Source organism: Cupriavidus sp. GW823-FHT06D04 (assembly GCF_058795055.1).
Genome location: NZ_JBXAHL010000002.1, coordinates 491535 through 515191, shown reverse-complemented (window position 1 = coordinate 515191; position 23657 = coordinate 491535). Strand labels below are relative to the sequence as shown.

General features: G+C 68.1%; 21 protein-coding genes and 1 tRNA gene. 8 read left to right on the top strand and 14 right to left on the bottom strand.

Annotated features, from left to right (window positions below):
* Positions 1-221: 221 nt before the first annotated feature.
* The gene (locus AC1Q7H_RS06070) at positions 222-1505 is read right to left on the bottom strand and encodes a D-amino acid dehydrogenase (RefSeq protein WP_492378904.1); all 1284 of its coding nucleotides are present in this window, start codon (positions 1503-1505) and stop codon (positions 222-224) included.
* Positions 1506-1631: 126 nt separating this feature from the next.
* Here AC1Q7H_RS06070 and AC1Q7H_RS06065 point away from each other — a divergent pair, with 126 nt between their 5' ends.
* Together AC1Q7H_RS06065 and paeA are read left to right on the top strand one after the other, a co-directional pair.
* Positions 1632-2612, top strand: a complete 981-nt coding sequence (locus AC1Q7H_RS06065) for a LysR family transcriptional regulator (protein WP_153954844.1) — start codon at positions 1632-1634, stop codon at positions 2610-2612.
* A gap of 71 nt (positions 2613-2683) precedes the next feature.
* The gene (gene paeA, locus AC1Q7H_RS06060; RefSeq protein WP_492378887.1) at positions 2684-4003 is read left to right on the top strand and encodes a polyamine export protein PaeA; all 1320 of its coding nucleotides are present in this window, start codon (positions 2684-2686) and stop codon (positions 4001-4003) included.
* On the opposite strand, the gene AC1Q7H_RS06055 is transcribed toward paeA, so the two are convergent.
* From AC1Q7H_RS06055 to AC1Q7H_RS06030, 6 genes are all read right to left on the bottom strand, one after another.
* Positions 3885-5015, bottom strand: a complete 1131-nt coding sequence (locus AC1Q7H_RS06055; RefSeq protein WP_492378888.1) for a phosphatase PAP2 family protein — start codon at positions 5013-5015, stop codon at positions 3885-3887. The genes paeA and AC1Q7H_RS06055 overlap by 119 nt on opposite strands.
* Positions 5008-5937, bottom strand: a complete 930-nt coding sequence (locus AC1Q7H_RS06050) for a DUF1653 domain-containing protein (RefSeq protein ID WP_492378889.1) — start codon at positions 5935-5937, stop codon at positions 5008-5010. The genes AC1Q7H_RS06055 and AC1Q7H_RS06050 overlap by 8 nt, the downstream gene beginning before the upstream one ends.
* A gap of 175 nt (positions 5938-6112) precedes the next feature.
* Positions 6113-6202, bottom strand: a tRNA-Ser gene (locus AC1Q7H_RS06045).
* 90 nt (positions 6203-6292) lie between these two features.
* Positions 6293-7597 (bottom strand): serine--tRNA ligase, encoded by a 1305-nt coding sequence (gene serS, locus AC1Q7H_RS06040; protein ID WP_013955819.1) that lies wholly within the window; start codon positions 7595-7597, stop codon positions 6293-6295.
* A gap of 124 nt (positions 7598-7721) precedes the next feature.
* The gene (locus tag AC1Q7H_RS06035) at positions 7722-9089 is read right to left on the bottom strand and encodes a replication-associated recombination protein A (RefSeq protein ID WP_492381047.1); all 1368 of its coding nucleotides are present in this window, start codon (positions 9087-9089) and stop codon (positions 7722-7724) included.
* Between the two features lie 69 nt (positions 9090-9158).
* A complete protein-coding gene (locus AC1Q7H_RS06030; protein ID WP_013955817.1) occupies positions 9159-10292 on the bottom strand; it encodes an ABC transporter ATP-binding protein in 1134 nt (377 codons plus the stop codon).
* A gap of 122 nt (positions 10293-10414) precedes the next feature.
* On the opposite strand from AC1Q7H_RS06030, the gene AC1Q7H_RS06025 reads away from it, so the two are divergent.
* Together AC1Q7H_RS06025 and AC1Q7H_RS06020 are read left to right on the top strand one after the other, a co-directional pair.
* Positions 10415-12058 carry an ABC transporter permease gene (locus AC1Q7H_RS06025; RefSeq protein WP_153954849.1) on the top strand — a complete coding sequence of 548 codons (1644 nt, stop codon included), beginning with the start codon at positions 10415-10417 and terminating at the stop codon, positions 12056-12058.
* A gap of 114 nt (positions 12059-12172) precedes the next feature.
* Entirely contained in the window at positions 12173-12844 is a 672-nt protein-coding gene (locus tag AC1Q7H_RS06020; protein WP_492378890.1) for a hypothetical protein, read from the top strand.
* A gap of 33 nt (positions 12845-12877) precedes the next feature.
* Here AC1Q7H_RS06020 and AC1Q7H_RS06015 read toward each other — a convergent pair whose 3' ends face one another.
* Together AC1Q7H_RS06015 and AC1Q7H_RS06010 are read right to left on the bottom strand one after the other, a co-directional pair.
* Entirely contained in the window at positions 12878-13915 is a 1038-nt protein-coding gene (locus AC1Q7H_RS06015) for a Fe(3+) ABC transporter substrate-binding protein (RefSeq protein WP_211980812.1), read from the bottom strand.
* Positions 13916-14087: 172 nt separating this feature from the next.
* Positions 14088-14426: a hypothetical protein gene (locus AC1Q7H_RS06010; protein ID WP_013955813.1), complete on the bottom strand. Its 339-nt coding sequence runs from the start codon at positions 14424-14426 to the stop codon at positions 14088-14090.
* Between the two features lie 256 nt (positions 14427-14682).
* Between AC1Q7H_RS06010 and AC1Q7H_RS06005 the strand changes: the two genes are divergently transcribed.
* Positions 14683-15783: an NAD(P)-dependent alcohol dehydrogenase gene (locus AC1Q7H_RS06005; RefSeq protein WP_211980811.1), complete on the top strand. Its 1101-nt coding sequence runs from the start codon at positions 14683-14685 to the stop codon at positions 15781-15783.
* 16 nt (positions 15784-15799) lie between these two features.
* Here AC1Q7H_RS06005 and AC1Q7H_RS06000 read toward each other — a convergent pair whose 3' ends face one another.
* From AC1Q7H_RS06000 to AC1Q7H_RS05990, 3 genes are all read right to left on the bottom strand, one after another.
* A complete protein-coding gene (locus tag AC1Q7H_RS06000) occupies positions 15800-16237 on the bottom strand; it encodes a hypothetical protein (RefSeq protein ID WP_013955811.1) in 438 nt (145 codons plus the stop codon).
* Between the two features lie 8 nt (positions 16238-16245).
* On the bottom strand, positions 16246-16881 hold the full coding sequence (lolA, locus tag AC1Q7H_RS05995) for an outer membrane lipoprotein chaperone LolA (protein ID WP_153954852.1): 636 nt from the start codon (positions 16879-16881) through the stop codon (positions 16246-16248).
* Between the two features lie 147 nt (positions 16882-17028).
* The gene (locus tag AC1Q7H_RS05990; protein ID WP_153954853.1) at positions 17029-19365 is read right to left on the bottom strand and encodes a DNA translocase FtsK; all 2337 of its coding nucleotides are present in this window, start codon (positions 19363-19365) and stop codon (positions 17029-17031) included.
* Between the two features lie 234 nt (positions 19366-19599).
* Here AC1Q7H_RS05990 and trxB point away from each other — a divergent pair, with 234 nt between their 5' ends.
* From trxB to AC1Q7H_RS05975, 3 genes are all read left to right on the top strand, one after another.
* Entirely contained in the window at positions 19600-20565 is a 966-nt protein-coding gene (gene trxB, locus AC1Q7H_RS05985) for a thioredoxin-disulfide reductase (RefSeq protein WP_010813000.1), read from the top strand.
* Positions 20566-20688: 123 nt separating this feature from the next.
* Positions 20689-21363 (top strand): Smr/MutS family protein, encoded by a 675-nt coding sequence (locus AC1Q7H_RS05980; protein WP_013955808.1) that lies wholly within the window; start codon positions 20689-20691, stop codon positions 21361-21363.
* Positions 21364-21376: 13 nt separating this feature from the next.
* Positions 21377-22018 carry a trimeric intracellular cation channel family protein gene (locus tag AC1Q7H_RS05975; RefSeq protein ID WP_013955807.1) on the top strand — a complete coding sequence of 214 codons (642 nt, stop codon included), beginning with the start codon at positions 21377-21379 and terminating at the stop codon, positions 22016-22018.
* A gap of 63 nt (positions 22019-22081) precedes the next feature.
* On the opposite strand, the gene glnK is transcribed toward AC1Q7H_RS05975, so the two are convergent.
* The gene (gene glnK / locus AC1Q7H_RS05970) at positions 22082-22420 is read right to left on the bottom strand and encodes a P-II family nitrogen regulator (protein WP_006162803.1); all 339 of its coding nucleotides are present in this window, start codon (positions 22418-22420) and stop codon (positions 22082-22084) included.
* 250 nt (positions 22421-22670) lie between these two features.
* On the bottom strand, positions 22671-23630 hold the full coding sequence (locus AC1Q7H_RS05965; RefSeq protein ID WP_153954854.1) for a GlxA family transcriptional regulator: 960 nt from the start codon (positions 23628-23630) through the stop codon (positions 22671-22673).
* Between the last annotated feature and the right edge of the window lie 27 nt (positions 23631-23657).

Below are 23657 nucleotides of genomic sequence, written 5' to 3'. Positions count from 1 at the left end.
GCAGTAGATGTGGTGTCGTGCATGACCGTGATACCAATGCTGCGTTAAACATTCTCCGATGCGGACGTGCATCGCCAAGTGTGGGAATCCCCTGCCTTTAGGCAGGGGGAGGACGTCAAGTTCGCTCCTTGTAGTGGGGCTTGGTCATTGAGGCATGTTTCGTGAACAGCGTCGTGGATTGCGGACGCACGGGTACGGCATGAAGCAATACTTGCCTGCGGCTATGCGCGCGCAGCATCAAAATCCTCTGCTTCGATGGCCGGACGGCGCCCTGCCAGCCGGTCGGCCAGCAGGCCGGCGCTGCCCATCGCCAGCGTAAAACCGAGCGCGCCGTGGCCCAGGTTCAGCCATAGCCCGGACACCCGCGACGGGCCCACCAGCGGCAGGCCGTCCGGCGTGGCCGGGCGCAGCCCGGCCCACGGCTGCAGCTGCGCCAGCGGCAGCTCGGGCACGATGCCCTCGAACAGCGCGCGCGTCTGTGCCACCAGCGTGCCGACCCGCTCCGGGTCGATGCGGGTGCCGCCGCGCACCAGGTCGGCCATGCCCGCCACCCGCAGTGTATTGCCGATGCGCGCGTAGACGATCTTGTTGGCAAAGTCCGTCACGCTGATATGCGGCGCGCGCGCGCCGCTGGCCAGCGGCACCGTGATGCTGTAACCCTTGAGCGGCCACAGCATCGGCCGCACGCCCAGCGGGCGCAGCAGCGGCACGCTGCCGATGCCTCCGGCCACGATCACCACGTCGGCCGGCATCACGCCGCTGGCGGTCCGCACGCCGGTCACGCGCCCGCCCTGCTGCACCAGTTCTTGCACGACGGTGCCGAAGCGCATCGACACGCCGGCGTGCGCCCCGTCTTGCAGCAACCGTGCCAGCGACAGGCAGAAGCGGTGGCAGTCGCCCACCTCCTCGCTCGGCGTGTAGATGGCGCCGGCAATCTCGTTGCGGATGCCGGCCAGCGCGGGCTCCAGCGCCACGCAGGCATCGCGGTCCAGCGCCTGCTGCTCGCAACCCAGGCTGGCCTGGTATTCCAGCAACTGGCAGGCCGCGTCGAGCGCCGCTGCATCGCGGTGCACAACCAGTTTGCCGCGCCGCGCAAAATCGAAGCCGGCGCCCACATCATCATGCTGGTGCCGGGCCACGAAGGCCTGCATCAGGTCGCGTGAATAGAACCCCAGCCGCAGCAGCTTGCGCGTGGTGGCTTCACTGGTGGCGGCATTGCAGGCGCCCATGAAGGCTGCCAGCCAGCGCCACTGCGCCGGGTCGGCAGCAGGCCGGAAGCGCATCGGCGAATCGCGCCGCAGCAGCCAGCCCGGCACCTTGGCCATCACGCCCGGCCCGGCCAGCGGCGCCACATAGCTGTAGCTGAGCTGCCCGCCATTGGCAAAGCTGGTCTCCTCGGCCGGCCCGTCGTGGCGCTCCAGCACCGTCACCTGGTGGCCGTCCTCGGCCAGGCGCCATGCCGTCGTCATGCCGACCACGCCGGCGCCCACGATCACTACCTGCATTGCCATCCCTTGATTGCTTCGTCCTGATCCGGCAAAGCGTAGTGCAGGCGGCGCGGATTGCCCAATGCGAATACGTGCCAGAATATGTCATCAGGCTATGGATGCCTGCCCGCTTCCCGGATTGCCATGCGCTTGCGCCAGATCGAAGTCTTCCGCGCCGTGATGCTGACCGGCACCGTCAGCGAGGCCGCGCGCCTGCTGCATGTGTCCCAGCCGGTGGTCACGCGCGTGCTGCAGCATGCCGAGGCCTCGCTCGGCTTCCGCCTGTTCGAACGGGTGCGCGGCCGGCTGCAGGCCACGCCCGAGGCCAATGCGCTCTATGGCGATGTCGAAAGGCTATATGGCGAGATCGAGCGCGTGCGCCGGGTCTCGGAAAGCCTGCGTCACAAGGGCGCTGGGCGGCTGCGCGTGGCCGCCACCCCCAGCCTGGCCAACCCGCTGCTGGTGCCGGCAGTGCGGCGTTTCTGCGCGCGCCACCCGGACACGCAGGTGCAGGTGCTGACCCACCATACCGACGAGATCGTCGGGGCGCTGCTGGCCAACCAGATCGACCTGGGCTTTGCCTTTGCGCCGCCGGGCCACGAGGCCATCTCCTGCGAGCCGGTGGCCAGCGGCCGCATGCTGCTGGCGGTGCCGCGCGGCCAGCCGCTGCCTGCCGGCGGGCGCCGCCAGGTGGTGCCGATGCAGCGGCTGATGGAGCGCGCCTTCATCGGCTATGACGACAACAGCTCGCTCGGGCTGCTGGTGCGCCAGACCCTGGCCCGGCATGCGCTGGAGCCGCGCTCGACGCTGGAGGTGCAGACCTATTCGCTGGCGCTGGCCCTGGTCGATGCCGGACTGGGCGTGACCCTGCTGGACCAGTACACCGCGCTCAGCGCCAGCCCGGAGCGGGTCGCGCTGCATGACGTGGCGCCGGTGCTGCCGTTCGAGATCCAGATGCTGCGCGCCAGCCACCGCGCCGGCTCCAGCCTGGCCGACGACCTGCGCGCGCAGTTTGCGCTGGCCGCCGGGGAACTGGCCGCGACGCTGCCGCAGCGGCTGGAAGCGCCGGCCGCCAGCTTTGACGCGGTGCCTCGGAGCCGCGATCGAGGTCTGCCTGATGCCTGATTGACAGCCGCTCGCGCCGTGCACCATCATCAAGCCGCCTGCAGGCACAAGCTGCAGGCGCCAAACCGCCTATGTTCGTCCTGATCCTGATCGCCCTTGTCCTTGTCAGCGCCTTTTTCTCGGTCTCCGAGATCGCGCTGACGGCCGCCCGCCGCACCAAGCTGCAAGTCCTGTCGGAGCGCGGCGATGGCCGCGCCACGCGCGTGCTGCGGCTCAAGGAGGAGCCCGGGAATTTCTTCACGATCGTGCAGATCGGCGTCAACAGCGTGGCCATCCTGGCCGGTATCCTCGGCGAGAAGCATGTGTCGGACCTGCTGCTGGAAACGCTGTCGCCCTATATGCAGGTGGTCCACGCCCAGCGCACGGCCAATATCGGCTCGTTCCTGATCGTGACGCTGCTGTTTATCCAGTTTGCCGACCTGATCCCCAAGCGCATCGCCATGACCTTCCCCGAGCGGTGCGCGGTGGCGGTGATCGACCCGATGCTGACGCTGCTGCGCGTGCTCAAGCCGCTGGTGTGGATCTTCAACGCCGCCGCCGATGCCACGCTGCGGCTGCTGCGCCTGCCGACCAAGCCGGTCGACCAGATCACCACCGAGGACATCGCCGCGATGGTCGATGCCGGCGCCGAAGCCGGCGTGCTGCACAAGCATGAACTCCACCTGATCGAGAACGTGTTCGAGCTCGAGTTCAAGAGCATTACTGCGATCATGACGCCGCGCGACGACGTGGTCTACCTGAGTCTCGACGAACCCGCCGACAGCGTGCGCCGCAAGCTGGTCAGCCAGCCGCACGCGCAATACCCGGTGTGCGGGCACGACCTCGACGACGTGCAGGGCTATATCGATTCCAAGGACATCCTGCAGTTGCTGCTCGCCGATGAAAGCGCCGCTGCGATCGGCAATATCGGCCGCCACCACGACAAGAACGTGCTGGTGATCCCCGACACGCTGACCCTGTCCGAGGCGCTCACGCGCTTCCGCGAGATGCACCAGAACTTTGCCGTGGTGATGAACGAGTACGGGCTGGTGGTGGGCATAGTCACGCTGGACGATATCGTCGGCGCGCTGATGGGAGACATCCTGTATTCCAGCGAGGACGAGCAGATCGTGCGGCGCGATGACAGCTCCTGGCTGGTCGACGGCCTCACCCCGCTGGTGGACCTGAAGAAGGCGCTGGATCTCGACACCCTGCCCGGCGAGGACTATGTCGACACTGCGGCCGGGCTGGTGATCTACGCGCTCAAGCGCATCCCGAAGAAATCCGAGTCGATCACCGTAGCGGGCTATCGCTTCGAAGTGCTGGACATCGACCATCACAAGATCGATCAGCTGCTGGTGTCGCGCCTGCCGCAAGCGCCGGAGGCTGAAGCGCCAGCGCCGCTGGCTTAGGGGCGCCAGCCTGCCGGTAGCGCTCCAGCGTATCCGGCAGCCGGAACCACGCCACATAGCTGAACGCCACCACCACCGCTGCCGCAGCCACCACGCCCAGCCGCCATGGCGCCACCGATTCCCTCGGCGCCGGCACATGCAGCGTGCGGTAAGCCGTACCGAGCAGCGCGATCCATGCCAGCCCCAGCGCATAGCCTGCCGCGACATCCGACAGCCAGTGCATGCCCAGGTACAGCCGCGAGATCCCGATCGCCGCCACCGCCACCACGGTCAGCGCCAGCACCGGAATGCGCACGCGCCACGGCTGGCGCAGGCACATCAGGAACGCCAGGAAGCCATAGGTGACCATGCTGCTGGTGGCGTGGCCGCTGGGAAAGGAATACGATTCCAGGCCGCTGTAGATGCTGGCCGGGCGCACGCGCGCCATGCCCAGCTTGAGCGCCATCACGCAGGCGCGCGCACCCAGCAGCGCGGCGGCCCAGTATAGCGCCACGGTCCAGGCGCGCCGCCAGCACAGCCACGCGAACACCGCCACGCCCACCACCACGGAAATGCGCGCGCCGCCCAGTTCGGTCACGGCCACCATCGCGATATCGAGCCAGTCGGTGCGCAAGGCACGCAGCCAAGCAAACACGATCTGGTCGATGCGCACCACGCCCCCGCTTTCGGCGACCTCGCCGGCCAGCCAGAACAGGGCACTGCCGCAGGCCAGCAGCACGGCGCCGGCCAGCAGCACCAGCAGCAGCTCGGCCATGTCGCGCTCGAGCACGCGCAGCGTGAGCGTGCTCAGGCGGCGCGGCTGTGCGGCGACTCGCGCGGACAGTGCGCCGGCCCCCCACACGCGCCACCGGTCCAGCCAGCGCACCACCGGCCGCAACAGCGCGACCAGCAGCGGCACCAGGCTCAGCAGCAGCACCGTCACCAGCGTGAACAGCGCCAGCAGCCCCAGCGCCGTGCCCCGCGTGAGCCCGGCCTCGGCGAAGGCGCTCGCGCGTGCCGGCACGTCAATCACGGGACGCGCCCGCCGCGCCGACGATGCGGGCGATATTGGCGCGCGCCGGCGCCTCGCAGTCGGCAAAAGCTTCGGTCAGGAAAAGTTGCGGGCGCTGCGCCAGCTTGCCCAGGAACGCCGCGCGGCGGCGCATGAATTCCGTCTCCAGCGCCCCCCCCTGGAGACCGGTGCGCGCGGCCAGCAAGGCGCGGTTCTCGGCGAACACGTCCAGGCTATGGGCATCGAACCTTTCCGGCGTCGCGGCCAGCCTGAGCAGGTCGAGATCGAGCACAGTTTCGGCGCCGGCAATGCTCGGGCCATGGCCGCGCGTATCGAGCACGATCTGCGCGGCACGGTCCAGCACCGCGCGGTCTTCGCCGGGCGCCACCGTTTCGATCAGCGCCGCCGACGCCGCCTCGTTGTGCTCGCACCCCGCCACATAGATCGCGTCGTGGCACAGCACCGCCAGCGCCTGCGCGCGGTCCAGCGCAATGCCGCGCGCGTGAGCGGTCTCGAACATCTCCAGGATATGGCGGCGGTCGTGGTAGTGCCGGTAAGGCGTGTCGTGCAGCGCCAGCACATCGAGCACCGCCTGACGCGGCAGGAAGTCCAGGCAGGCCAGCGCCGCGGGCCAGGCGGGCGCAAAACGCGGCACCTCGCCGTGCGGCGTGGCCACCGGTTCGCTGAACACATCGGCGCGGCGCACCCACAGCAATGAGGGATCGCGCATCGCGCGATAGACCACCACCGGCGCGAGATCGGCCTCGAAGCGGCCGATGCCGACCGCCGTGTAGGCGCCGCCCTTGTAGTGCAGGTACGGCATGCCGGCGACCAGGTTGGGGTCGGCCGGCAGTTCGGCCGGATCGCCGTGGAAGACCGGTGCTGGGGGTTGGGTGGCGGGTGGCTGTGTCATGGTGCGGCATCCTGCGTTGCGGATCGCCATGATAGTGCACCCGGCAGCGCGTCCGGTACGCAGGCCAGTGCGGTGGCCCATGCCCGCCGCATGAAAAACCGGCCGCGGAAAAAACAAAACCGACGCGCACTTTCGTGGGCGTCGGCCTGAGTTTTACTACACTGTTTTTGCCTGTCCGGTGGTCGAGCCGGGCAGCTTCTTGTTTTGGCGGAGAGGGTGGGATTCGAACCCACGGTACCGTCGCCGGTACGCCTGATTTCGAGTCAGGTACATTCGACCACTCTGCCACCTCTCCGGTAACTTGTTGCCGTGTGGCGAAACCAAGATTATAGCCATGTCCAGCCAGCCGATGCAAGAGGCTGGCTGCGGATTTTTTCAGTTCGCTTTACAGCTCCGACTCCAGGCGGGTGATGCCGCCCATGTACGGCTGCAGCGCGGTCGGCACCGTGACCGAGCCGTCTGCGTTCTGATAGTTCTCAAGGATCGCCACCAGCGTGCGGCCCACGGCCAGGCCTGAGCCGTTGAGGGTGTGCACCAGCTCCGGCTTGCCCTGCCCCGTGCGCATGCGCGCCTGCATGCGGCGCGCCTGGAAGTCGCCCATGTTCGAGCACGAGCTGATCTCGCGGTAGGTGTTCTGCGCGGGGATCCACACCTCCAGGTCGTAGGTCTTGGTGCTGCCAAAGCCCATGTCGCCGGTGCACAGCACGATGGTGCGGAACGGCAGATCCAGCTTCTTCAGGATCGCCTCGGCGTGGCCGGTCAGTTGCTCCAGCGCATCGAACGACTGCCCGGCCGGCACCACCTGCACCAACTCGACCTTGTCGAACTGGTGCTGGCGGATCATGCCGCGCGTGTCCTTGCCGTACGAGCCGGCTTCCGAGCGGAAGCACGGCGTATGCGCGACAAAGCGCAGCGGCAGCTTCTCGCCCGCGACGATGGCATCGCGCACGATATTGGTCAGCGGCACCTCGGCGGTCGGGATCAGATAGAAGTTCTCGATGCGCTCGCCTTCCTCGCTGCCGACCTTGCGCGGCACCTTGAACAGGTCTTCCTCGAACTTGGGCAACTGGCCGGTGCCGCGCATCGAGGCGGCGTTGACCATGTACGGCACGTACATCTCGGTGTAGCCGTGTTCCTGCGTATGGGTGTCGAGCATCAGCTGCACCAGCGCGCGGTTCATGCGCGCCAGGCCGCCGCGCAGCATCGAGAAGCGCGAACCGGTGACCTTGACCGCGGTGTCGAAGTCCAGGCCCAGCTTCTCGCCCACGTCGACGTGGTCGCGCACGGCGAAATCGAACTGGCGCGGCTCGCCCACGCGGCGCACTTCGACGTTCTGGGTTTCGTCATTGCCCACCGGCACGCTTTCATGCGGCAGGTTGGGGATAGCCAGCATCAGTTCAGCCAGGTGCGCCTGGATCTCGTCCAGCCGCGCGGCCGAGGCCTTGAGCGTGTCGCCGATGCCGCCCACTTCTGCCATCACGGCCGAGGCGTCCTCGCCCTTGCCCTTGAGCATGCCGATCTGCTTGGACAGGCTGTTGCGGCGGGCCTGCAGTTCCTCGGTCTGGGTCTGCAGTTGCTTGCGTTCGGCCTCAAGTGCCTGGAACGCCGCAATGTCGAGTTGGTAGCCGCGCGTGGCAAGGCGTTGCGCCACGGCGTCGATGTCTTTGCGGAACAGCTGGATGTCGAGCATGTTGCTTTGGTGAAGTGCAGGGCCAGCGACATGCCGGCGGACCCGCCATTTTACTGCACCGGCCCAGTCCGGCGCGAACCGGGCGAGGCCAGGCCGCCGCCGTGTTGCCGGCTCACGCCACCGCTCACTCCCCGCCCTTGCCGCCGTCCTTTGACTTGGCCACGCGCTGCTCGCGATGCCAGGCGGCATCCAGCTCGCGCAGGTGGCGCAGCTTCTCGGCAATCTTGCCCTCCAGCCCGCGCGGCACCGGCTGGTACCAGCCCTGGGCCTTCAGGTCGTCCGGGAAGTAGTGCTCGCCGGCGGCGTAGGCCTCGGGCTCGTCGTGCGCGTAGCGGTAGGCGTGGCCGTGGCCAAGCTCCTTCATCAACTTGGTCGGCGCGTTGCGCAGGTGCACCGGCACCGCGCGCGACTTGTCCTTGCTGACGAAGGCTCGCGCCGCGTTGTAGGCGTTGTAGCCGGCGTTGGACTTGGGCGCCACGGCCAGGTAGATCAGGGCCTGGCCCAGCGCCAGTTCGCCCTCGGGCGAGCCCAGGCGCTCATAGGTCTCGGCCGCGTCCAGCGTGATGCGGGCGGCACGGGGATCGGCCAGGCCGATATCCTCCCACGCCATGCGTACGATGCGCCGCGCCAGGTAGCGCGGGTCGGCGCCGCCGTCGATCATGCGGCAGAACCAGTACAGCGCGGCGTCCGGGTCCGATCCGCGCACGGACTTGTGCAGCGCGCTGATCTGGTCGTAGAAGGCGTCGCCGCCCTTGTCGAAGCGGCGCAGGTTTTCCGACAGCGCGCTGCCAAGCAGCGCGGTATCGATCTGCGCGGCGCCGGCGGTGCGCGCGGCGCGCGCCACGATCTCGATATTGTTCAGCAGCTTGCGCCCGTCGCCATCGGCCGAGGCCACGATCAGCTGCAGCGCTTCGTCCTGCCAGCTCAGGTCGCCACCCTGTCCGCCGAGTTCTTCGCTGGCGCGCAGCGCCAGCTGCGTCAGCTCGGCATCGTCCAGGCTCTTGAGCACATAGACCGCCGCGCGCGACAGCAAGGCGCCGTTGACTTCGAACGAGGGATTCTCGGTGGTGGCGCCGATAAAGGTGAAGAGCCCGCTTTCCACATGCGGCAGGAAGGCATCCTGCTGGCTCTTGTTGAAGCGGTGGACTTCGTCGACGAACACCAGCGTGCGCCGCCCGTGCGCGCGGAACTGCTCGGCGCGCTCGACCGCCTCGCGGATGTCCTTGACGCCCGACAGCACCGCCGACAGCGCGATGAACTCGGCGTCGAAGGCGCTGGCCATCAGCCGCGCCAGCGTGGTCTTGCCCACGCCCGGCGGGCCCCACAGGATCATCGAATGCGGCTCGCCGGACTCGAACGCCACGCGCAGCGGCTTGCCCGCACCGAGCAGGTGCTGTTGCCCGATCACCTCGTCGATGGTGCGCGGGCGCAGGCGCTCGGCCAGCGGTTGCCGGGAACGGTCGGGAGTATCGGAAAACAGCGTGTCCGCCACGGTATTCAAGCCTTGTGAATGCAGAACGCCACAGTGTAGACCATCGGCGCCCTGCCCTTGCGTGGCAGGCTACGCGGCAAATGCCACCACGTCCTCGATCTCGACACGGATGCCGATACGCTCGCCCACGGCATGGTTGTGGTGGGACGGCACCAGCGCCAGCACGCGGCTGCCGCTGGCCAGGCGCAGCGTGTACAGGATCTCGGCGCCGCGGAAGGCCTTGTGGACCACTTCGGCGCGCATCGGGCTGGCGTCGTCGTGGATGATGTCGTCGGGGCGCACCAGCACGTCGACGGCGGCGCCCGCGGGCAGCGCCAGCGGCGCCGCGGGGCGCAGCAGGCCCAGTTCCAGTTCAATCTCCGCAGTCCCGCGCAGCCGCCCCGCCATCAGCACGCCCTGCCCGATAAAGCCCGCGACAAAGCGCGATGTCGGCCGGTGGTAGAGGTCGTGCGCGCTGCCCCACTGCTCGATCACCCCGTCGTGCATGACGCCGATCTCGTCGGCCATGGCAAAGGCCTCGTGCTGGTCGTGCGTGACCAGGATCGCGGTGGTGCCCTGCGCCTTCAGGATCGCGCGCACCTCCAGGCTCAGGCGTTCGCGCAGGTCGACGTCGAGGTTGGAGAACGGCTCGTCGAGCAGCAGCAGTTCCGGGCGCGGTGCCAGCGCGCGCGCCAGCGCCACGCGCTGCTGCTGGCCGCCGGACAGCTCATGCGGATACTTGCGGCCCGCACCGGCCAGCCCGACCAGCTGCAGCACCTCGTCCACGCGCGCCGCGCGCCCGGCGCGGCTGGCCCGCACCAGGCCGAAACCCACGTTGGCCGCCACGTCCAGGTGCGGGAACAGCGCATAGTCCTGGAACACCATGCCGATGCGGCGCTGCTCCGGCGCCAGCATCGCCCCGGAAGACGACACGACCTGCCCGTCCAGCACGATGCGGCCGTCCTGCAGCGGCTCGAAACCGGCGATGGCGCGCAGCACCGTGGTCTTGCCGCAGCCGCTGGGCCCCAGCAGGCAGGCGATATTGCCGCGCGCCACCGAGAACGACAGTCCCTTGACCACCGCATGGCGGCCGAAGGCGTGACGGATATGGTCCACCTCGATGACAGCGGCGCCGGCGCCAGTGACGTCAGCAACGCCTGCGCGGGTCGCTGGCCGGCTGCGGGCCTGGGCGCCGGGTAAGCGTGAATAGGAATCGGTTCGCATGTGCGCATTATAAAGACGCAGCCGGGGGCCGGGACCGACTTTCGGGGCGAAAGGGTGCCCCACATTGCTAGAATGCGGCAGCCCGCACGCTGCGCGCGGCACTTCCGCCCACTTTCCGACGCATGCTCCTGTCCAGCCGCCGCCGCTTCCATCCCCTTACCCTGGCCACCCTGGTGATGGCGCTGCTGATCGCCGTGCCGGTGCTGGTGATCGCCTCGGCCGTGCTGCTGCCCGCCGGCGACACCTGGCGCCACCTGATCGACACGGTGCTGGCGGAATACGTGCTCAATACCGTCTGGCTGCTGTGCGGCGTCGCCGTGGGGGTATTGCTACTGGGGGTGACCACCGCCTGGCTGGTATCGACCTACCGTTTCCCGGGGCACACCGTGATGGAATGGGCGCTGGTCTTGCCGATGGCGATGCCCGCCTACGTCATCGCCTATGCCTACACCGATGCGCTGCAGTTTGCCGGGCCGGTACAGGGCTGGCTGCGCGAGCTGACCGGCTGGAAGGCGCGCGAGTACTGGTTCCCCGATATCCGCTCGCTGGGCGGCGCCATCGCGCTGTTCTCGCTGGTGCTGTACCCCTACGTCTACCTGACCGCGCGCGCCGCCTTCCTGCAGCAGACCCAGAACACGCTGGAGGCCGCGCGCCTGCTCGGCCACGGCACCTGGAGCCGGCTCTGGCGCGTGGTGCTGCCGCTGGCGCGCCCCGGCATCGTTGCCGGCACCGCGCTGGCGATGATGGAAACGCTGGCCGACTTCGGCACCGTCGCCTACTTTGCCATCCCGACTTTCTCCACCGGCATCTTCCGCGCCTGGTTTTCGCTTGGCGACAAGAACGCCGCGGCGCAGCTCTCGGCATGCATGCTGCTGTTCGTCGCCGCGATCCTGCTGATGGAGCGCGCCAGCCGCGGCCGCGCGCAGGTCTACGGCAACCAGCGCCGCGCCGTGGCCTGGACGCTGGACGGCGGGCGCGGCTGGCTGGCGCTGGCCGTATGCATGGTGCCGGTGCTGCTGGGCTTCCTGATTCCCGCGCTGATGTTGTGCCGCATGGCCTTCTCCGACGGCGATGCGCAGTTCGGCCCGCGCTTTGTCGGGCTGGTGCGCAACAGCTTCCTGCTGGCCAGCGCCACCGCGCTGGCCGCGGTGGCGGTCGCGCTGGCGGTGGGCTACGCCGCGCGCGCGGTCAACGGCAAGCGCAGCTGGCTGATGCGCGGCCTGACGCGGCTGTGCGGCATGGGTTATGCGCTGCCGGGTTCGGTCATTGCTGTGGGCGTGCTGGTGCCGGTGGCGCGGCTCGACAACGCGCTGTCGGCCTGGCTGCAGCAGCAGTTCGGGCTCTCAGTGGGGCTGCTGCTGACCGGCGGCATCGCCGCGCTGGTCTATGCGTTGCTGGTGCGCTTCCTGGGCGTGGCGCTGCAAACCGTCAATGCCGGGCTGGGCAAGATCACGCCCAGCATGGACGCCGCCGCGCGCAGCCTGGGCCACGGCCCCGGCGCCACGCTGCGGCGCGTGCATTTCCCGATGCTGCGCGGCAGCCTGCTGACGGCGGCACTGATCGTCTTTGTCGACGTGATGAAGGAGCTGCCGGCCACCTTCGTGATGCGCCCGTTCAATTTCGACACGCTGGCCGTGCAGGCCTACAACCTCGCTGCCGACGAGCGCCTGGCCGAGGCCGCCACCGCCTCGCTGGTGATCGTGGCCGTGGGCCTGCTGCCGGTGATCGTGCTGTCGCGCACGATCCGGCGCGAAGCGCAGCACTGAACTTACGCCCCTTGCCGTTCCTGCGCTAAAGTCGCACCGCTGCGCGCCGATAGCCTTTTATGGCCCGGCGTTCGCCCGGGAGCGAACAGCGGCATGCCTGCCGCGCAAGAACCTATGCTGCGATATCACATCCTGCTGTTCAAGTTGAACCGGCTCAGCCGCAACAAGCTGAGCGGCGTGGAAGAAGTCTCGCTGGCCGGCCAGCTGGCGGAGATGGTCGATTCGGCCGACACGGCCGCGCGCGTCATCGCTGACCTGTTCGATCACGCCAACCCGCAGGTGCGCCGCATCGCGCTCAACGCGATCCGCCGCGCGCGGCAGTTCTCGTCGCCCGAGCTGCAGCCCGCGCTGGTGCGCCGCATGGCCGATGCCGAAGCGGTGCTGCGCCATGACGCCGTCTGGATCGTGCAGGAAACCCAGATGGATGGCGCCGAACTGCGCGCCGCGCTGCGCCGCCTTGCCGGCAAGGTGCAGCTGCCGTGGGATGCCGAGCGCGCCCGCGCCAATCCAGGCGACACCGCGCTGGCGGCGCAGGTGCGCGCACGCATGGCATTGGACAAGCTGCTGGAAAAGAGTGCGGCCGAACGCAACCAGGCACTGGCCGCGATGGCGCTGGGCGGGACCTCGGACCAGCCCTATGCCGAAGGCACGGTCGGCCACAAGGGCCTGCTGCACCGGGCACTGGTGCGGCGACAGGCGGGGCGGCGGCTCAACAGCAGCGTGAAGCTGACGTTCCGCAAGCTGGAGCCGACGCAGGTGACGGGGAACAAGCGGTTCCTGCTGTAGCAGGAACCGCCCTGCTGTAAAGGCCGTGGCGGCTTACTTGAAGCCGGCGCGGTCCACCAGCTTCTGTGCCTGCGGCTGGTACTTGCCCAGTTCGGCCACGTTGATGGTGTCGGACTTGAACGTGCCCAGCGCTTCCAGCGCCGGGTTGCTGACCTTCACGCCCTGCACCACCGGCCATTCGTTATTGCCGTCGGCAAAGTAGCGCTGGGCCTCGTCGCTGGCCAGGTACTCCAGGAACTTGACCGCCGCTTCCTTGTTGGGCGCATGCTTGAGCATGCCGCCGCCCGAGACATTCATGTGCACGCCCTGGCTCGACTGGTTCGGCCACAGCACGCCCAGCTTGTCGGCCACGGCCTTGTCTTCCGGCTTGGTCGACTTCAGCAGGCGCGCGATGTAGTAGGTGTTGGCAATGGCCACGTCGCATTCGCCGGCGGCAACCGCCTTGAGCTGGTCGGTGTCGCCGCCCTTGGGCACGCGCGCCAGGTTGGCGGCCACGCCGCGCGCCCATTGCTCGGTGCGTGCCTCGCCATCGTGGGCGATCAGGCTGGAAACCAGCGACAGGTTGTAGACATGGCCGCTGGAACGCGTGCAGACCTTGCCTTTCCACTTGGGATCGGCCAGGTCTTCATAGCTGGCGATATCGCCAGCCTTGACCGCGGTCTTGTTGTAGGCGATCACGCGGCCGCGCGCCGAGAAGCCGAACCATTCGCCATTGGCGTCCCGGTAGTTGGCCGGGATGCGCGATTCCAGCACCTTCGACTTTACCGGCGCAAACACGCCAGCCTGCTGGGCGCGCCACAGGCGGCCGATATCCACCGTGATGAACACGTCCGCCGGGCTGTTGGCGCCTTCATTGCGGATGCGCTCCAGCAGCGGGTCTTCCTGGCCTTCGATGCGGTTGATCTTGATGCCGGTCTGCTTGGTGAAGTTGGTGTACAGCGCTTCGTCCGTCTGGTAGTGCCGCGCGGTGTAGAGGTTGAGCACCTTTTCCTGCGCCGCCGCGGCGAGCGGCAGGGTCAGCAGGGCCAGCGCCGCAGCGCGCGGCAGCAAGGTTCGGATAGTGGTCTTCACGCGGATGGCTCCCCAGCATGGTTTGGGCAGCCGCCGGGCACCCCGGGGCCGCCCGGTTATTGGATTCCGGTCAGCGGGAAACAATATTGATTCTTGTTCAGACCGTCAAATTACAATTCCGTCATGTTGGCGGCAGTTGACAGATCAATGCCCGCAGGATGCGCGCCCGGCCTCAGCCGCGGCGCACCCAGACTACCTTGCCGGCCTTGACGCCCAGGGTGCGGCGCTGCGGGTTGTAGTCCATGGTGCCGGGGAACTGCTGGCCGTCGCGCTCGCCCAGGCGCCACGCGCAGCCCTGCAGCAGGCCGATGACCTCGGCCTCGGTCTTGCCGACCAGGGCATCGTCGGCCAGCTTGTCGGCGGCACAGCCCTCGGGCGTGCCACGCGCGCCTTGCGGGCCGGTCGGCGCGGGCGCCGGCGGCTGCGCCGCGCAGGCTGCCAGCAGGACCCCGCCCGCCGCCAGCGTGGCGGCCTGGCGCGTCCAGCAGAGGATAGTTCGCATCGCAATCATGTTGTTCTCCTGATGGGTATGGCGAGTATGAGGACGCTGGGACCCGCGGCATACCGCAGCGTTCAGCTTCCTTGCACACCGATATGAAACTTTTGCCGGATTGCCATGTATTGTGCACATTTTCCGTGTGGCCTCGGCTTGATCTGGATAAACCGGGCTATAACCCATGCGTGCTATCAGTGAGTAAGCGGGCCGGCAACATCCCGCCCCACTCCACCCACCGCGCATCCCCTTGCGCCTTCCCTGGGAGCAACGCATGACCGCAATGATGAAAGCCGCCGTTTTTGTCGAGCCTGGCCGGATCGAACTGGCAGACAAGCCCATCCCGGATATCGGCCCCAACGATGCCCTGGTGCGTATCACCACCACCACCATCTGCGGCACCGACGTGCACATCCTCAAGGGTGAGTACCCGGTGGCGAAGGGCCTGACCGTGGGCCATGAACCCGTCGGCATCATCGAAAAGCTCGGCAGCGCGGTTACGGGATACCGCGAAGGCCAGCGCGTGATCGCCGGCGCAATCTGCCCCAACTTCAACTCGTACGCGGCGCAGGACGGCGTGGCCTCGCAGGATGGCAGCTACCTGATGGCCAGCGGGCAGTGCGGCTGCCACGGCTACAAGGCGACCGCCGGCTGGCGCTTCGGCAACATGATCGACGGTACCCAGGCGGAATATGTGCTGGTGCCCGACGCCCAGGCCAACCTGGCGCCGATCCCCGATGGCCTCACCGACGAGCAGGTGCTGATGTGCCCCGACATCATGTCCACCGGCTTCAAGGGCGCGGAAAACGCCAATATCCGCATCGGCGACACCGTGGCCGTGTTCGCGCAGGGCCCGATCGGGCTATGCGCGACCGCCGGCGCGCGGCTATGCGGCGCCACCACCATCATCGCCATCGACGGCAACGACCACCGGCTGGAGATCGCGCGCAAGATGGGCGCGGACGTGGTCCTGAACTTCCGCAACTGCGACGTGGTGGACGAGGTCATGAAGCTGACCGGCGGGCGCGGCGTGGATGCCTCGATCGAGGCGCTGGGTACGCAGGCAACCTTCGAGCAGTCGCTGCGCGTGCTCAAGCCCGGCGGCACGCTGTCCAGCCTGGGGGTCTACTCAAGCGACCTGACCATTCCGCTGTCGGCCTTCGCCGCAGGGCTGGGCGACCACAAGATCAACACTGCGCTGTGCCCCGGCGGCAAGGAGCGCATGCGGCGGCTGATCAATGTGATCGAGTCGGGCCGCGTCGACCTGGGCGCGCTGGTGACGCACCAGTACAAGCTGGACGACATCGTCGCGGCCTACGACCTGTTCGCCAACCAGCGCGACGGCGTGCTGAAGATCGCCATCAAGCCGCACTGACGGCGGCGCCCCAGGTTCAGCCCTTGGCCCGGGCGGCCAGCGCCTGCATGGCGTCGGCCGGCAACGGGCCGTGGCAGGTGCGCTCGCCGCCGGACTCGCTGACCACCAGCCATACCTCGCCGGGCTTGTCCTTCGGGTGCAACAGCCAGGCCGGGCCGCGCGCGCTGCTGCTCGGCGGCAGGTCTTCCAGTACGCCGGTGCTGGCCGATTGCAGCATCACCGCGCAGTCGGTGGCAGGCACGCGCGTGGCCTTGAGGAAGGCCCCATTGCCCAGTACTTCGGGCAACGCCGAGTCCGATGCGCGCAGGAAGGAATCGACATCGAACTTGCTGGCGCCGCCGCCGCTGCTGGCGCATGCCGCCAACAGCAGCGCGCCGGCACTGGCCAGCAGCACGGCGCGCTGGCGGCGCCGGGAACGGATGGTGACTGCGGGACCTTCCTGCGGATCGTTCATGGCGGGCCTCACTGCTTCATCACATCGGCGCCCTTGGGCACCGTGAACCGGAATGCATCGGCCGCCAGCGGCGGGTTCTTCTGCATGCCCGTGAAGGTCAGCAGGGTGGTGTTGCCGAACGCGTCGCGCAGCTCCATGGCCTCAAGATTGCCGGCCTTGAAGCCGATGCCGATGCGCTCGAACTGCGTGTCCTTGGCCTTGGGCGTCAGCTCCAGCCACTCTACGCCATCGCGCGTCGCGCCGTTCTTGACCACGAAGTTCTTTTCCAGGTCATTGCTGCCGAACAGGATCGCCGCCGGGCTGGAGCCGAGCGCGCCGTCGAGCTTGCGCTCGGTGACCTGGTTCAAGTCCTTGTCGTAGATATACAGGGTCTGGCCGTCGGCCTGCAGCAGCTGGTCGTAAGGCTTGGTATAGCGCCAGGTGAACTTGCCCGGGCGCGAGAACACAAAGGTGCCGCTGGAGGTGCCGGTCACCTTGCCGTTGGCGCCCTGCCCCTTGACCTGGCGCTGCGTGAACTCGCCGCGCGCGCTCTTCACGCCGGTGACAAAACTCTGCAACTGGTCGGTGGCGGCGGCATGGGCCGGCGCCTGGAGGGCAAACATCGCCAGCGCGGCGCAAGCCGACACGAGGATGCGGTTTCGCATGGTTCGGGTCCTGGTAGTTGTAGGTGCGTTGCCTGCGCCGCGTCGGGCACGGGCAACCTGTCCTTTTAGAGCCGCCGGCGGCCCGGGGATTCCGCGCACCGCACGTCGGCGGGTAACCGGATATTACGAGGGCTGCGCGAGCGGCGCTCAGTCATCTTCGCGGGCAGCACCCGCGCCCTGCACCAGGATGTCGCGGTTGCCGTTGCCCGACATGGCCGAGACCATGCCGGCCTTTTCCATGTCTTCGAGCAGCCGCGCGGCACGGTTGTAGCCGATGCGCAGGTGGCGCTGCACCAGAGAGATCGACGCGCGCCGGTTCTTCAGCACCACCTCGACTGCCTGGTCGTACAGCGGATCGGCCTCGCCACCGCCACCGCCAATGCCGGCACCGCCGCCAAACCCGTCGCCGCCGCCGGCGTCCTCGGTCAGGCCGCCTTCGAGGATGCCCTCGATGTAGTTGGCTTCGCCGGATTCCTTGAGCTTTTCCACCACGCGGTGGACTTCCTCGTCCGACACAAAGGCGCCGTGCACGCGCACCGGCAAGCCGGTGCCCGGCGCCAGGTAGAGCATGTCGCCCATGCCCAGCAGGGCTTCGGCACCCTGCTGGTCGAGGATGGTGCGCGAGTCGATCTTGCTGCTGACCTGGAACGCGATCCGGGTCGGCACGTTGGCCTTGATCAGGCCGGTGATCACGTCCACCGACGGGCGCTGCGTGGCCAGCACCAGGTGCAGGCCGGCCGCGCGCGCCTTCTGCGCGATGCGGGCGATCAGCTCTTCCACCTTCTTGCCGACCACCATCATCAGGTCGGCCAGCTCGTCGATGACGATGACGATGGTGGGCAGCCGGTCCAGCGGCTCCGGGGCGTCCGGGGTCAGGCTGAACGGGTTGGGGATCTTCTCTTCGCGGGCCGCGGCCTCATCGATCTTCTTGTTGTAGCCGGCCAGGTTGCGCACGCCCAGCTTGCTCATCAGCTTGTAGCGGCGCTCCATCTCGCCGACGGCCCAGTTCAGGGCATTGCCGGCCTGGCGCATGTCGGTCACCACCGGGCACAGCAGGTGCGGGATGCCCTCGTAGACGCTCATTTCAAGCATCTTCGGGTCGATCAGGATCAGGCGTACGCTTTCCGCCTTGGCCTTGTACAGCAGCGACAGGATCATCGCGTTGATGCCGACCGACTTGCCCGAGCCGGTGGTGCCGGCCACCATGCAGTGCGGCATGCGGGCCAGGTCGGCCACCATCGGCTTGCCGGCGATGTCCTTGCCCAACGCCATGGTCAGGCTGGACGCGCTCTCGTTGTAGACCTGCGAACCAAGGATTTCCGACAGGCGCACGGTCTGGCGCTTCGGGTTGGGCAGCTCCAGCCCCATGTAGTTCTTGCCCGGGATGGTCTCGACCACGCGGATCGACACCAGCGACAGCGAGCGCGCCAGGTCGCGCGCCAGGTTCACCACCTGGCTGCCCTTGACGCCGGTGGCGGGCTCGATCTCATACCGTGTGATGACCGGGCCCGGGTAGGCCGCCACCACCTTGACCTCGACGCCGAAGTCCTTGAGCTTCTTCTCGATCAGGCGCGAGGTGAATTCCAGGGTCTCGGCGCTGACGGTTTCCTGGTGCGGCGGGATCGGGTCCAGCAGCGACAGCGGCGGCAGGTCAGAGTCCTGGATATCGGCGAACAGCGGCTGCTGCTTCTCGCGCTCGACGCGCTCATGCTTGGGCACCGCCTGCGGGCGCACGATCTGCACCGGCGCTGCTTCTTCGATGCGCACGCGTTGCACCTCGACGGTTTCCTTGCGCTCGGTCTTGGCGGCCTCGCCGATAATGCGGTCCTGCTTGCTCTCGCGGCGGGCCTTGAAGCCCAGGAACAGGGTCTCGACAAAGCCGCCGACGTGCTCGGCCACGGTCAGCCAGGAGAAATGGAAGAACAGTGACAGCCCGATCGCCAGCAGCAGCAACAGCAGCAGGGTCGCGCCGGTGAAGCCCAGCGCCACCTGCAGCCAGCCGCCCAGCAGATCGCCCAGCACCCCGCCCGGCGCGCGCGGCAGCGCGGCGCGCAGCGGGTACATGCGGATCGCCTCCAGGCCCATGCTGGAGAACAGGGTCAGCCCGAAGCCGATCCAGCTGACGGTCACGCCCTGGCGGTGCAGGCCGTGGTCCGCGCGCTCGGGCAGCTCGGCGGTCAGCGTGCGCCAGCCGCGCCAGCAGCGGCGCACCAGCAGCACCGCCAGCCAGTAGGCGGAAAAGCCGAAGATAAAGAACAGCACGTCGGCCACCCAGGCGCCGACGCGGCCGCCCAGGTTGTGGATATCGGCCACCTGGTTGGCATGCGACCAGCCGGGATCGGTCTTGCTGTAGCTGGCCAGCACGCACAGGAAGCCCAGCGTGACGGCCAGCAGCAGAAACCAGCGGACCTCGCCCAGCAGTTTGCCGATGCGGGATGGCAAGGCTGAGGGATCGGTGCGGGTGGTCGTGGTAGCTCGGGCCATGCCTGGTTAAGACTCGCGTGTAAGGTGATTCCGGATGCGTTTCGGGCCGATGCCGGCATCGGTCAGTGGTCACTCACCGGGTGGCTGACGGTCATCGTGGCGGCCATTTTAACGTGGCCCGAGACTATCGCACTCATTGGAATTTGCAACAGTGAGCAAATGCGGCTCCTCTTATAATGTCGCTTTCGAGCAATGCCGGTGGGCAGCATGCCGCACCGGCCACAGGAACGCATCATGGCAAAACACGCAAAAGTGCTGATTCTCGGTTCTGGTCCCGCCGGCTACACCGCCGCGGTCTACGCGGCCCGCGCTAACCTGGAGCCGGTGCTGATCACCGGCCTGGCACAGGGCGGCCAGCTGATGACCACCACGGACGTCGAGAACTGGCCGGGCGATGCCAAGGGCGTCCAGGGTCCTGAACTGATGCAACGCCTGCTGGCGCACGCCGAGGAATTCAAGACCGAAATCATCTTCGATCACATCCACACTGCCAAGCTGGTGGACGACAACGGCCAGCCGGCCCGCCCCTTCCGCCTGATCGGCGACGCCGGTGAATATACGTGCGATGCGCTGATCATCGCCACCGGCGCCTCGGCGCAGTACCTGGGCCTGCCGTCCGAAGAGTCCTTTATGGGCCGCGGCGTGTCGGCCTGCGCCACCTGCGACGGCTTCTTCTACAAGAACCAGGAAGTGGCCGTGGTCGGCGGCGGCAACACCGCCGTGGAAGAGGCGCTGTACCTGTCGCATATCGCCAGCAAGGTCACCGTGATCCACCGCCGCGACAGCTTCCGCGCCGAGCCGATCCTGGTCGACCGCCTGCTGCAGCGCGAAAAGGAAGGCCGCGTGGTGATCCGCTACGACAGCGTGCTGGACGAGGTGCTGGGCGATGAATCCGGCGTGACCGGCATCCGCGTCCGCGGCACCAAGACCGGCCAGGCCGAGGACCTGAAGCTGGCCGGCGTGTTCATCGCCATCGGCCACAAGCCCAACACCGACCTGTTCGAAGGCCAGCTGGCCATGGAAAACGGCTACCTGGTGACCAAATCGGGCCTGCAGGGCGACGCCACCGCCACCAGCGTGCCGGGCGTGTTTGCCGCCGGCGACGTGCAGGACCATGTCTACCGCCAGGCCATCACCAGCGCCGGCACGGGCTGCATGGCCGCGCTGGACGCCCAGCGCTTTGTCGAAGCCCTGAAGTAAGCACAGCTCCCTCCGCCGGCCGGGCCGTCACGGCCCGCCGGCGCGTCCCCTTTGGCACCTCGTGCCGCCCTCCTGCTGCCCCGCCAGTCGATATAATCGGCGCCGAGCCCCCGGAGATTCTCAATGACGCACGGCGCCCGCAAACCCGACCGACCGCCCCAACGATTCGGCCTGAACGACCTTGCCAGGCTGCGCGACACCCTCAAGGCCGATACCGAGCGCCGAGAAACCGAGCGCGTGGCCGCCGAGCAGGCCGCCCAGCGCGCCCGCGAGGAGGCCGACGTCTTCCGCACCAGCGTGGGCCAGGTCAGCCAGCTGCGCGACCGCAACCGCGCCCCCGTGCCCGCCAGCAAGCCCGCCCCGGTGCCGGTGCAGTCGCGCCGCAACGACGAAGCGGTGCTGGCGGCCTCGCTGTCCGATGATTTCGACGTGGAAAGCCTGCTGGAAACCGACGAGACCCTGTCGTTCCGTCGGCCCGGCATCGGCATGGACGTGATCCGCAAGCTGCGCCGCGGCGAATGGGTGCCGCAGGACAAGGTCGACCTGCACGGCCTGCGCAGCGACGAGGCGCGCGAGGCGCTGGCCGAGTTCCTGCGCCGCTCGGTGCGCAACGGCGTGCGCTGCGTGCGCGTGATCCACGGCAAGGGCCTGGGCTCGCCCGACAAGCAGCCGGTGCTCAAGGGCAAGGTGCGCAGCTGGCTGGTGCAGAAGGAAGAAGTGCTCGCCTTCGTGCAGGCGCGCGAGGCCGAAGGCGGCGCCGGCGCACTGATGGTGCTGCTGCGCCAGCCGCGCACCTGACGCCTCGCCGCGGATGCACGTTCCGCTTGACTTGCTGATGGGGCGGCTGCCCCTGATCCTCCACATCATGGAGGTGATCGGCGTGCTCGCCTTTGCGGTTTCGGGCGTGGTTGACGCGCGCAAGCAGCGCCTGGACGTGGTCGGCACCTTCGTGGTGGCGTTTGCCACCGCCTTTGGCGGCGGCACCGTGCGCGACGTGCTGCTGGACCGGCGCCCGTTCTACTGGGTCGACCACGAAGGCTACGTGCTGCTGATCTTCGTGATGTCGTTCGGCGCCTCGTTCGTGCTGCGCGTGGTCAGCCGCGTGGCCTCGGACCGGGCCATGATCGTGGCCGACGCGATCGGGCTGGGGCTGTTCTCGGTGACCGGCGCCTCGCTGGCGCTGGTGGCGCAGATGACGCCCACCGTGGCGGTGATGATGGGCATCATCTCGGCCGTGTTCGGCGGCGTGGTGCGCGACGTGCTGTGCAATGAGGTGCCGATGATCCTGCGCGACCGCTCGCCCTACGCCACCTGCTCCTTTATCGGCTGCTGGATCTATGTCGGCATGAGCTGGCTGGCGGTGCAGCAGGAAGCGGCGCTGCTGACCGGGGCAGTGGCGATCATCGCCATGCGGCTGGTGTCGGTGCGCTACGGGTGGAAGCTGCCCAGCTGAACGCCACCCCGCCAACAAAAACGCCGCCTCGCAAGGCGGCGTCTTTCTGTCCTGGCCCGTGGCTCAGACCGCGGCTTCGTCCTGCTCGCCGGTGCGGATGCGGATCACGCGCTCGATCTCGGTGACGAAGATCTTGCCGTCGCCGATCTTGCCGGTGTGGGCGGCCTTGACGATGGCGTCCAGCACGGTGTCCAGCTGGTTCTCGGCCACCACCACTTCGATCTTGATCTTGGGCAGGAAGTCGACCACATACTCGGCGCCACGGTAGAGCTCGGTATGCCCTTTCTGGCGGCCAAATCCCTTCACTTCGGTCACCGTCAGCCCGGTCACGCCGACGTCGGCCAGGGCTTCACGCACCTCGTCGAGCTTGAACGGTTTGATGATGGCGGTAATCTGCTTCATGACTGGCCCCTGTTTATCGTTTGTTCACGCGCCTGGCGGCGCATCGCCGCGGTCGCGGCGCTCTCCGGCTGGCATTTTACCAGTCATTGGCGCCACGTATTCCCCGCTATCCCTCGCCCGGCGCGGCCAGAACGTTCGCCAGTGCGCACCGCGTGGCGGCCCGCCGGCGCCCAAGGCTGTGGACAACCCTGTGGATACCAGACCGGAAAACCTGTGCAAAGCCTGTGCAAGCCCTGTGCACAGCACTTGCTCAGGCCTCGCCGCGAAAGCGGCGCCGGTAGTCCGACGGTGCCACCCCGACCCGGCGCAAAAAGGCGCGGCGCAGGTTGTTCGGATCGCTGAAGCCGGCCAGCGCCGCCACGCGCTTGAGCGGATGGCGCGAGCCCTCCAGCAGCCGACGCGCGGCATCGATGCGCGCGGCCTCGACAAAATCCGCCGGCGTCACCTGGCATTCCTGCTTGAAGATGCGGGCAAAGTTGCGCGCGCTCATGCCGGCATGCGCCGCCAGCGCCTCCACCGACAGGTTGCCCGCCAGGTTCTCGACCACCCAGCCCTGCACCTCACGGATCGCGTTGCGCTCGGCGGTCTGCGCCGCCAGGTGGGCACTGAACTGCGACTGCCCGCCCGGACGCTTGAGGAACATCACCAGCTCGCGCGCCACGCGCAGCGCCACGGCGCGGCCGAAATCCTCCTCGACCAGAGCCAGCGCCAGGTCCAGGCCCGCGGTCACGCCGGCCGAGGTGTACAGGTTGCCGTCCTTGACATAGATCCGGTCCGGTTCGACCTGGACGCCCGGAAACAAGCGCGCCAGGCGGTCGGTGGTGTTCCAGTGCGTGGTGACGCTGCGCCCGTCAAGCAGGCCCGCATGCGCCAGCACCATCGCGCCGGAGCAGACCGACCCCATCCGCCGCACGGTCCGGGCCTGCCGTGCCAGCCAGGCGCTGACGGTCTCGTCCTGCTGCTGCTGCCGCAACCCCGGGCCGCCTGCGACCAGCAGCGTGTCGATATCGTCACTGCAAGTATCGAGCGTCGCGTCCGGCTCGACGCGCATGCCGTTGGAGGCAGTCAGCAGACCCGGGACCGGCGCGATGATCTCGAACTGGTAGGCGTCAGGCTGCCCGGCCTGGCGGGCACCTTCGTGGAACACGTCAATGGGGCCGGCGAGGTCCAGCATCTGGAAGCCGGGGAAGGCAACGACGGCAATCTTCATGGCAGCAAGGCAGGGGACCGGGGCGGT

What these genes read in the sequence shown, in the direction of transcription:
- AC1Q7H_RS06010 (WP_013955813.1), bottom strand. Translation starts at nt 14,426, where the DNA reads ATGATTGCGATGCGAACTATCCTCTGCTGGACGCGCCAGGCCGCCACG.
- AC1Q7H_RS06050 (WP_492378889.1), bottom strand. Translation starts at nt 5,937, where the DNA reads ATGGCGATCCGCAACGCAGGATGCCGCACCATGACACAGCCACCCGCC.
- AC1Q7H_RS06030 (WP_013955817.1), bottom strand. Translation starts at nt 10,292, where the DNA reads ATGCGAACCGATTCCTATTCACGCTTACCCGGCGCCCAGGCCCGCAGC.
- AC1Q7H_RS06025 (WP_153954849.1), top strand. Translation starts at nt 10,415, where the DNA reads ATGCTCCTGTCCAGCCGCCGCCGCTTCCATCCCCTTACCCTGGCCACC.
- AC1Q7H_RS06005 (WP_211980811.1), top strand. Translation starts at nt 14,683, where the DNA reads ATGACCGCAATGATGAAAGCCGCCGTTTTTGTCGAGCCTGGCCGGATC.
- AC1Q7H_RS06020 (WP_492378890.1), top strand. Translation starts at nt 12,173, where the DNA reads ATGCTGCGATATCACATCCTGCTGTTCAAGTTGAACCGGCTCAGCCGC.
- AC1Q7H_RS05980 (WP_013955808.1), top strand. Translation starts at nt 20,689, where the DNA reads ATGACGCACGGCGCCCGCAAACCCGACCGACCGCCCCAACGATTCGGC.
- glnK (WP_006162803.1), bottom strand. Translation starts at nt 22,420, where the DNA reads ATGAAGCAGATTACCGCCATCATCAAACCGTTCAAGCTCGACGAGGTG.
- AC1Q7H_RS05975 (WP_013955807.1), top strand. Translation starts at nt 21,377, where the DNA reads ATGCACGTTCCGCTTGACTTGCTGATGGGGCGGCTGCCCCTGATCCTC.
- serS (WP_013955819.1), bottom strand. Translation starts at nt 7,597, where the DNA reads ATGCTCGACATCCAGCTGTTCCGCAAAGACATCGACGCCGTGGCGCAA.
- AC1Q7H_RS05990 (WP_153954853.1), bottom strand. Translation starts at nt 19,365, where the DNA reads ATGGCCCGAGCTACCACGACCACCCGCACCGATCCCTCAGCCTTGCCA.
- AC1Q7H_RS06065 (WP_153954844.1), top strand. Translation starts at nt 1,632, where the DNA reads ATGCGCTTGCGCCAGATCGAAGTCTTCCGCGCCGTGATGCTGACCGGC.
- AC1Q7H_RS05965 (WP_153954854.1), bottom strand. Translation starts at nt 23,630, where the DNA reads ATGAAGATTGCCGTCGTTGCCTTCCCCGGCTTCCAGATGCTGGACCTC.
- lolA (WP_153954852.1), bottom strand. Translation starts at nt 16,881, where the DNA reads ATGCGAAACCGCATCCTCGTGTCGGCTTGCGCCGCGCTGGCGATGTTT.
- trxB (WP_010813000.1), top strand. Translation starts at nt 19,600, where the DNA reads ATGGCAAAACACGCAAAAGTGCTGATTCTCGGTTCTGGTCCCGCCGGC.
- paeA (WP_492378887.1), top strand. Translation starts at nt 2,684, where the DNA reads ATGTTCGTCCTGATCCTGATCGCCCTTGTCCTTGTCAGCGCCTTTTTC.
- AC1Q7H_RS06070 (WP_492378904.1), bottom strand. Translation starts at nt 1,505, where the DNA reads ATGCAGGTAGTGATCGTGGGCGCCGGCGTGGTCGGCATGACGACGGCA.
- AC1Q7H_RS06000 (WP_013955811.1), bottom strand. Translation starts at nt 16,237, where the DNA reads ATGAACGATCCGCAGGAAGGTCCCGCAGTCACCATCCGTTCCCGGCGC.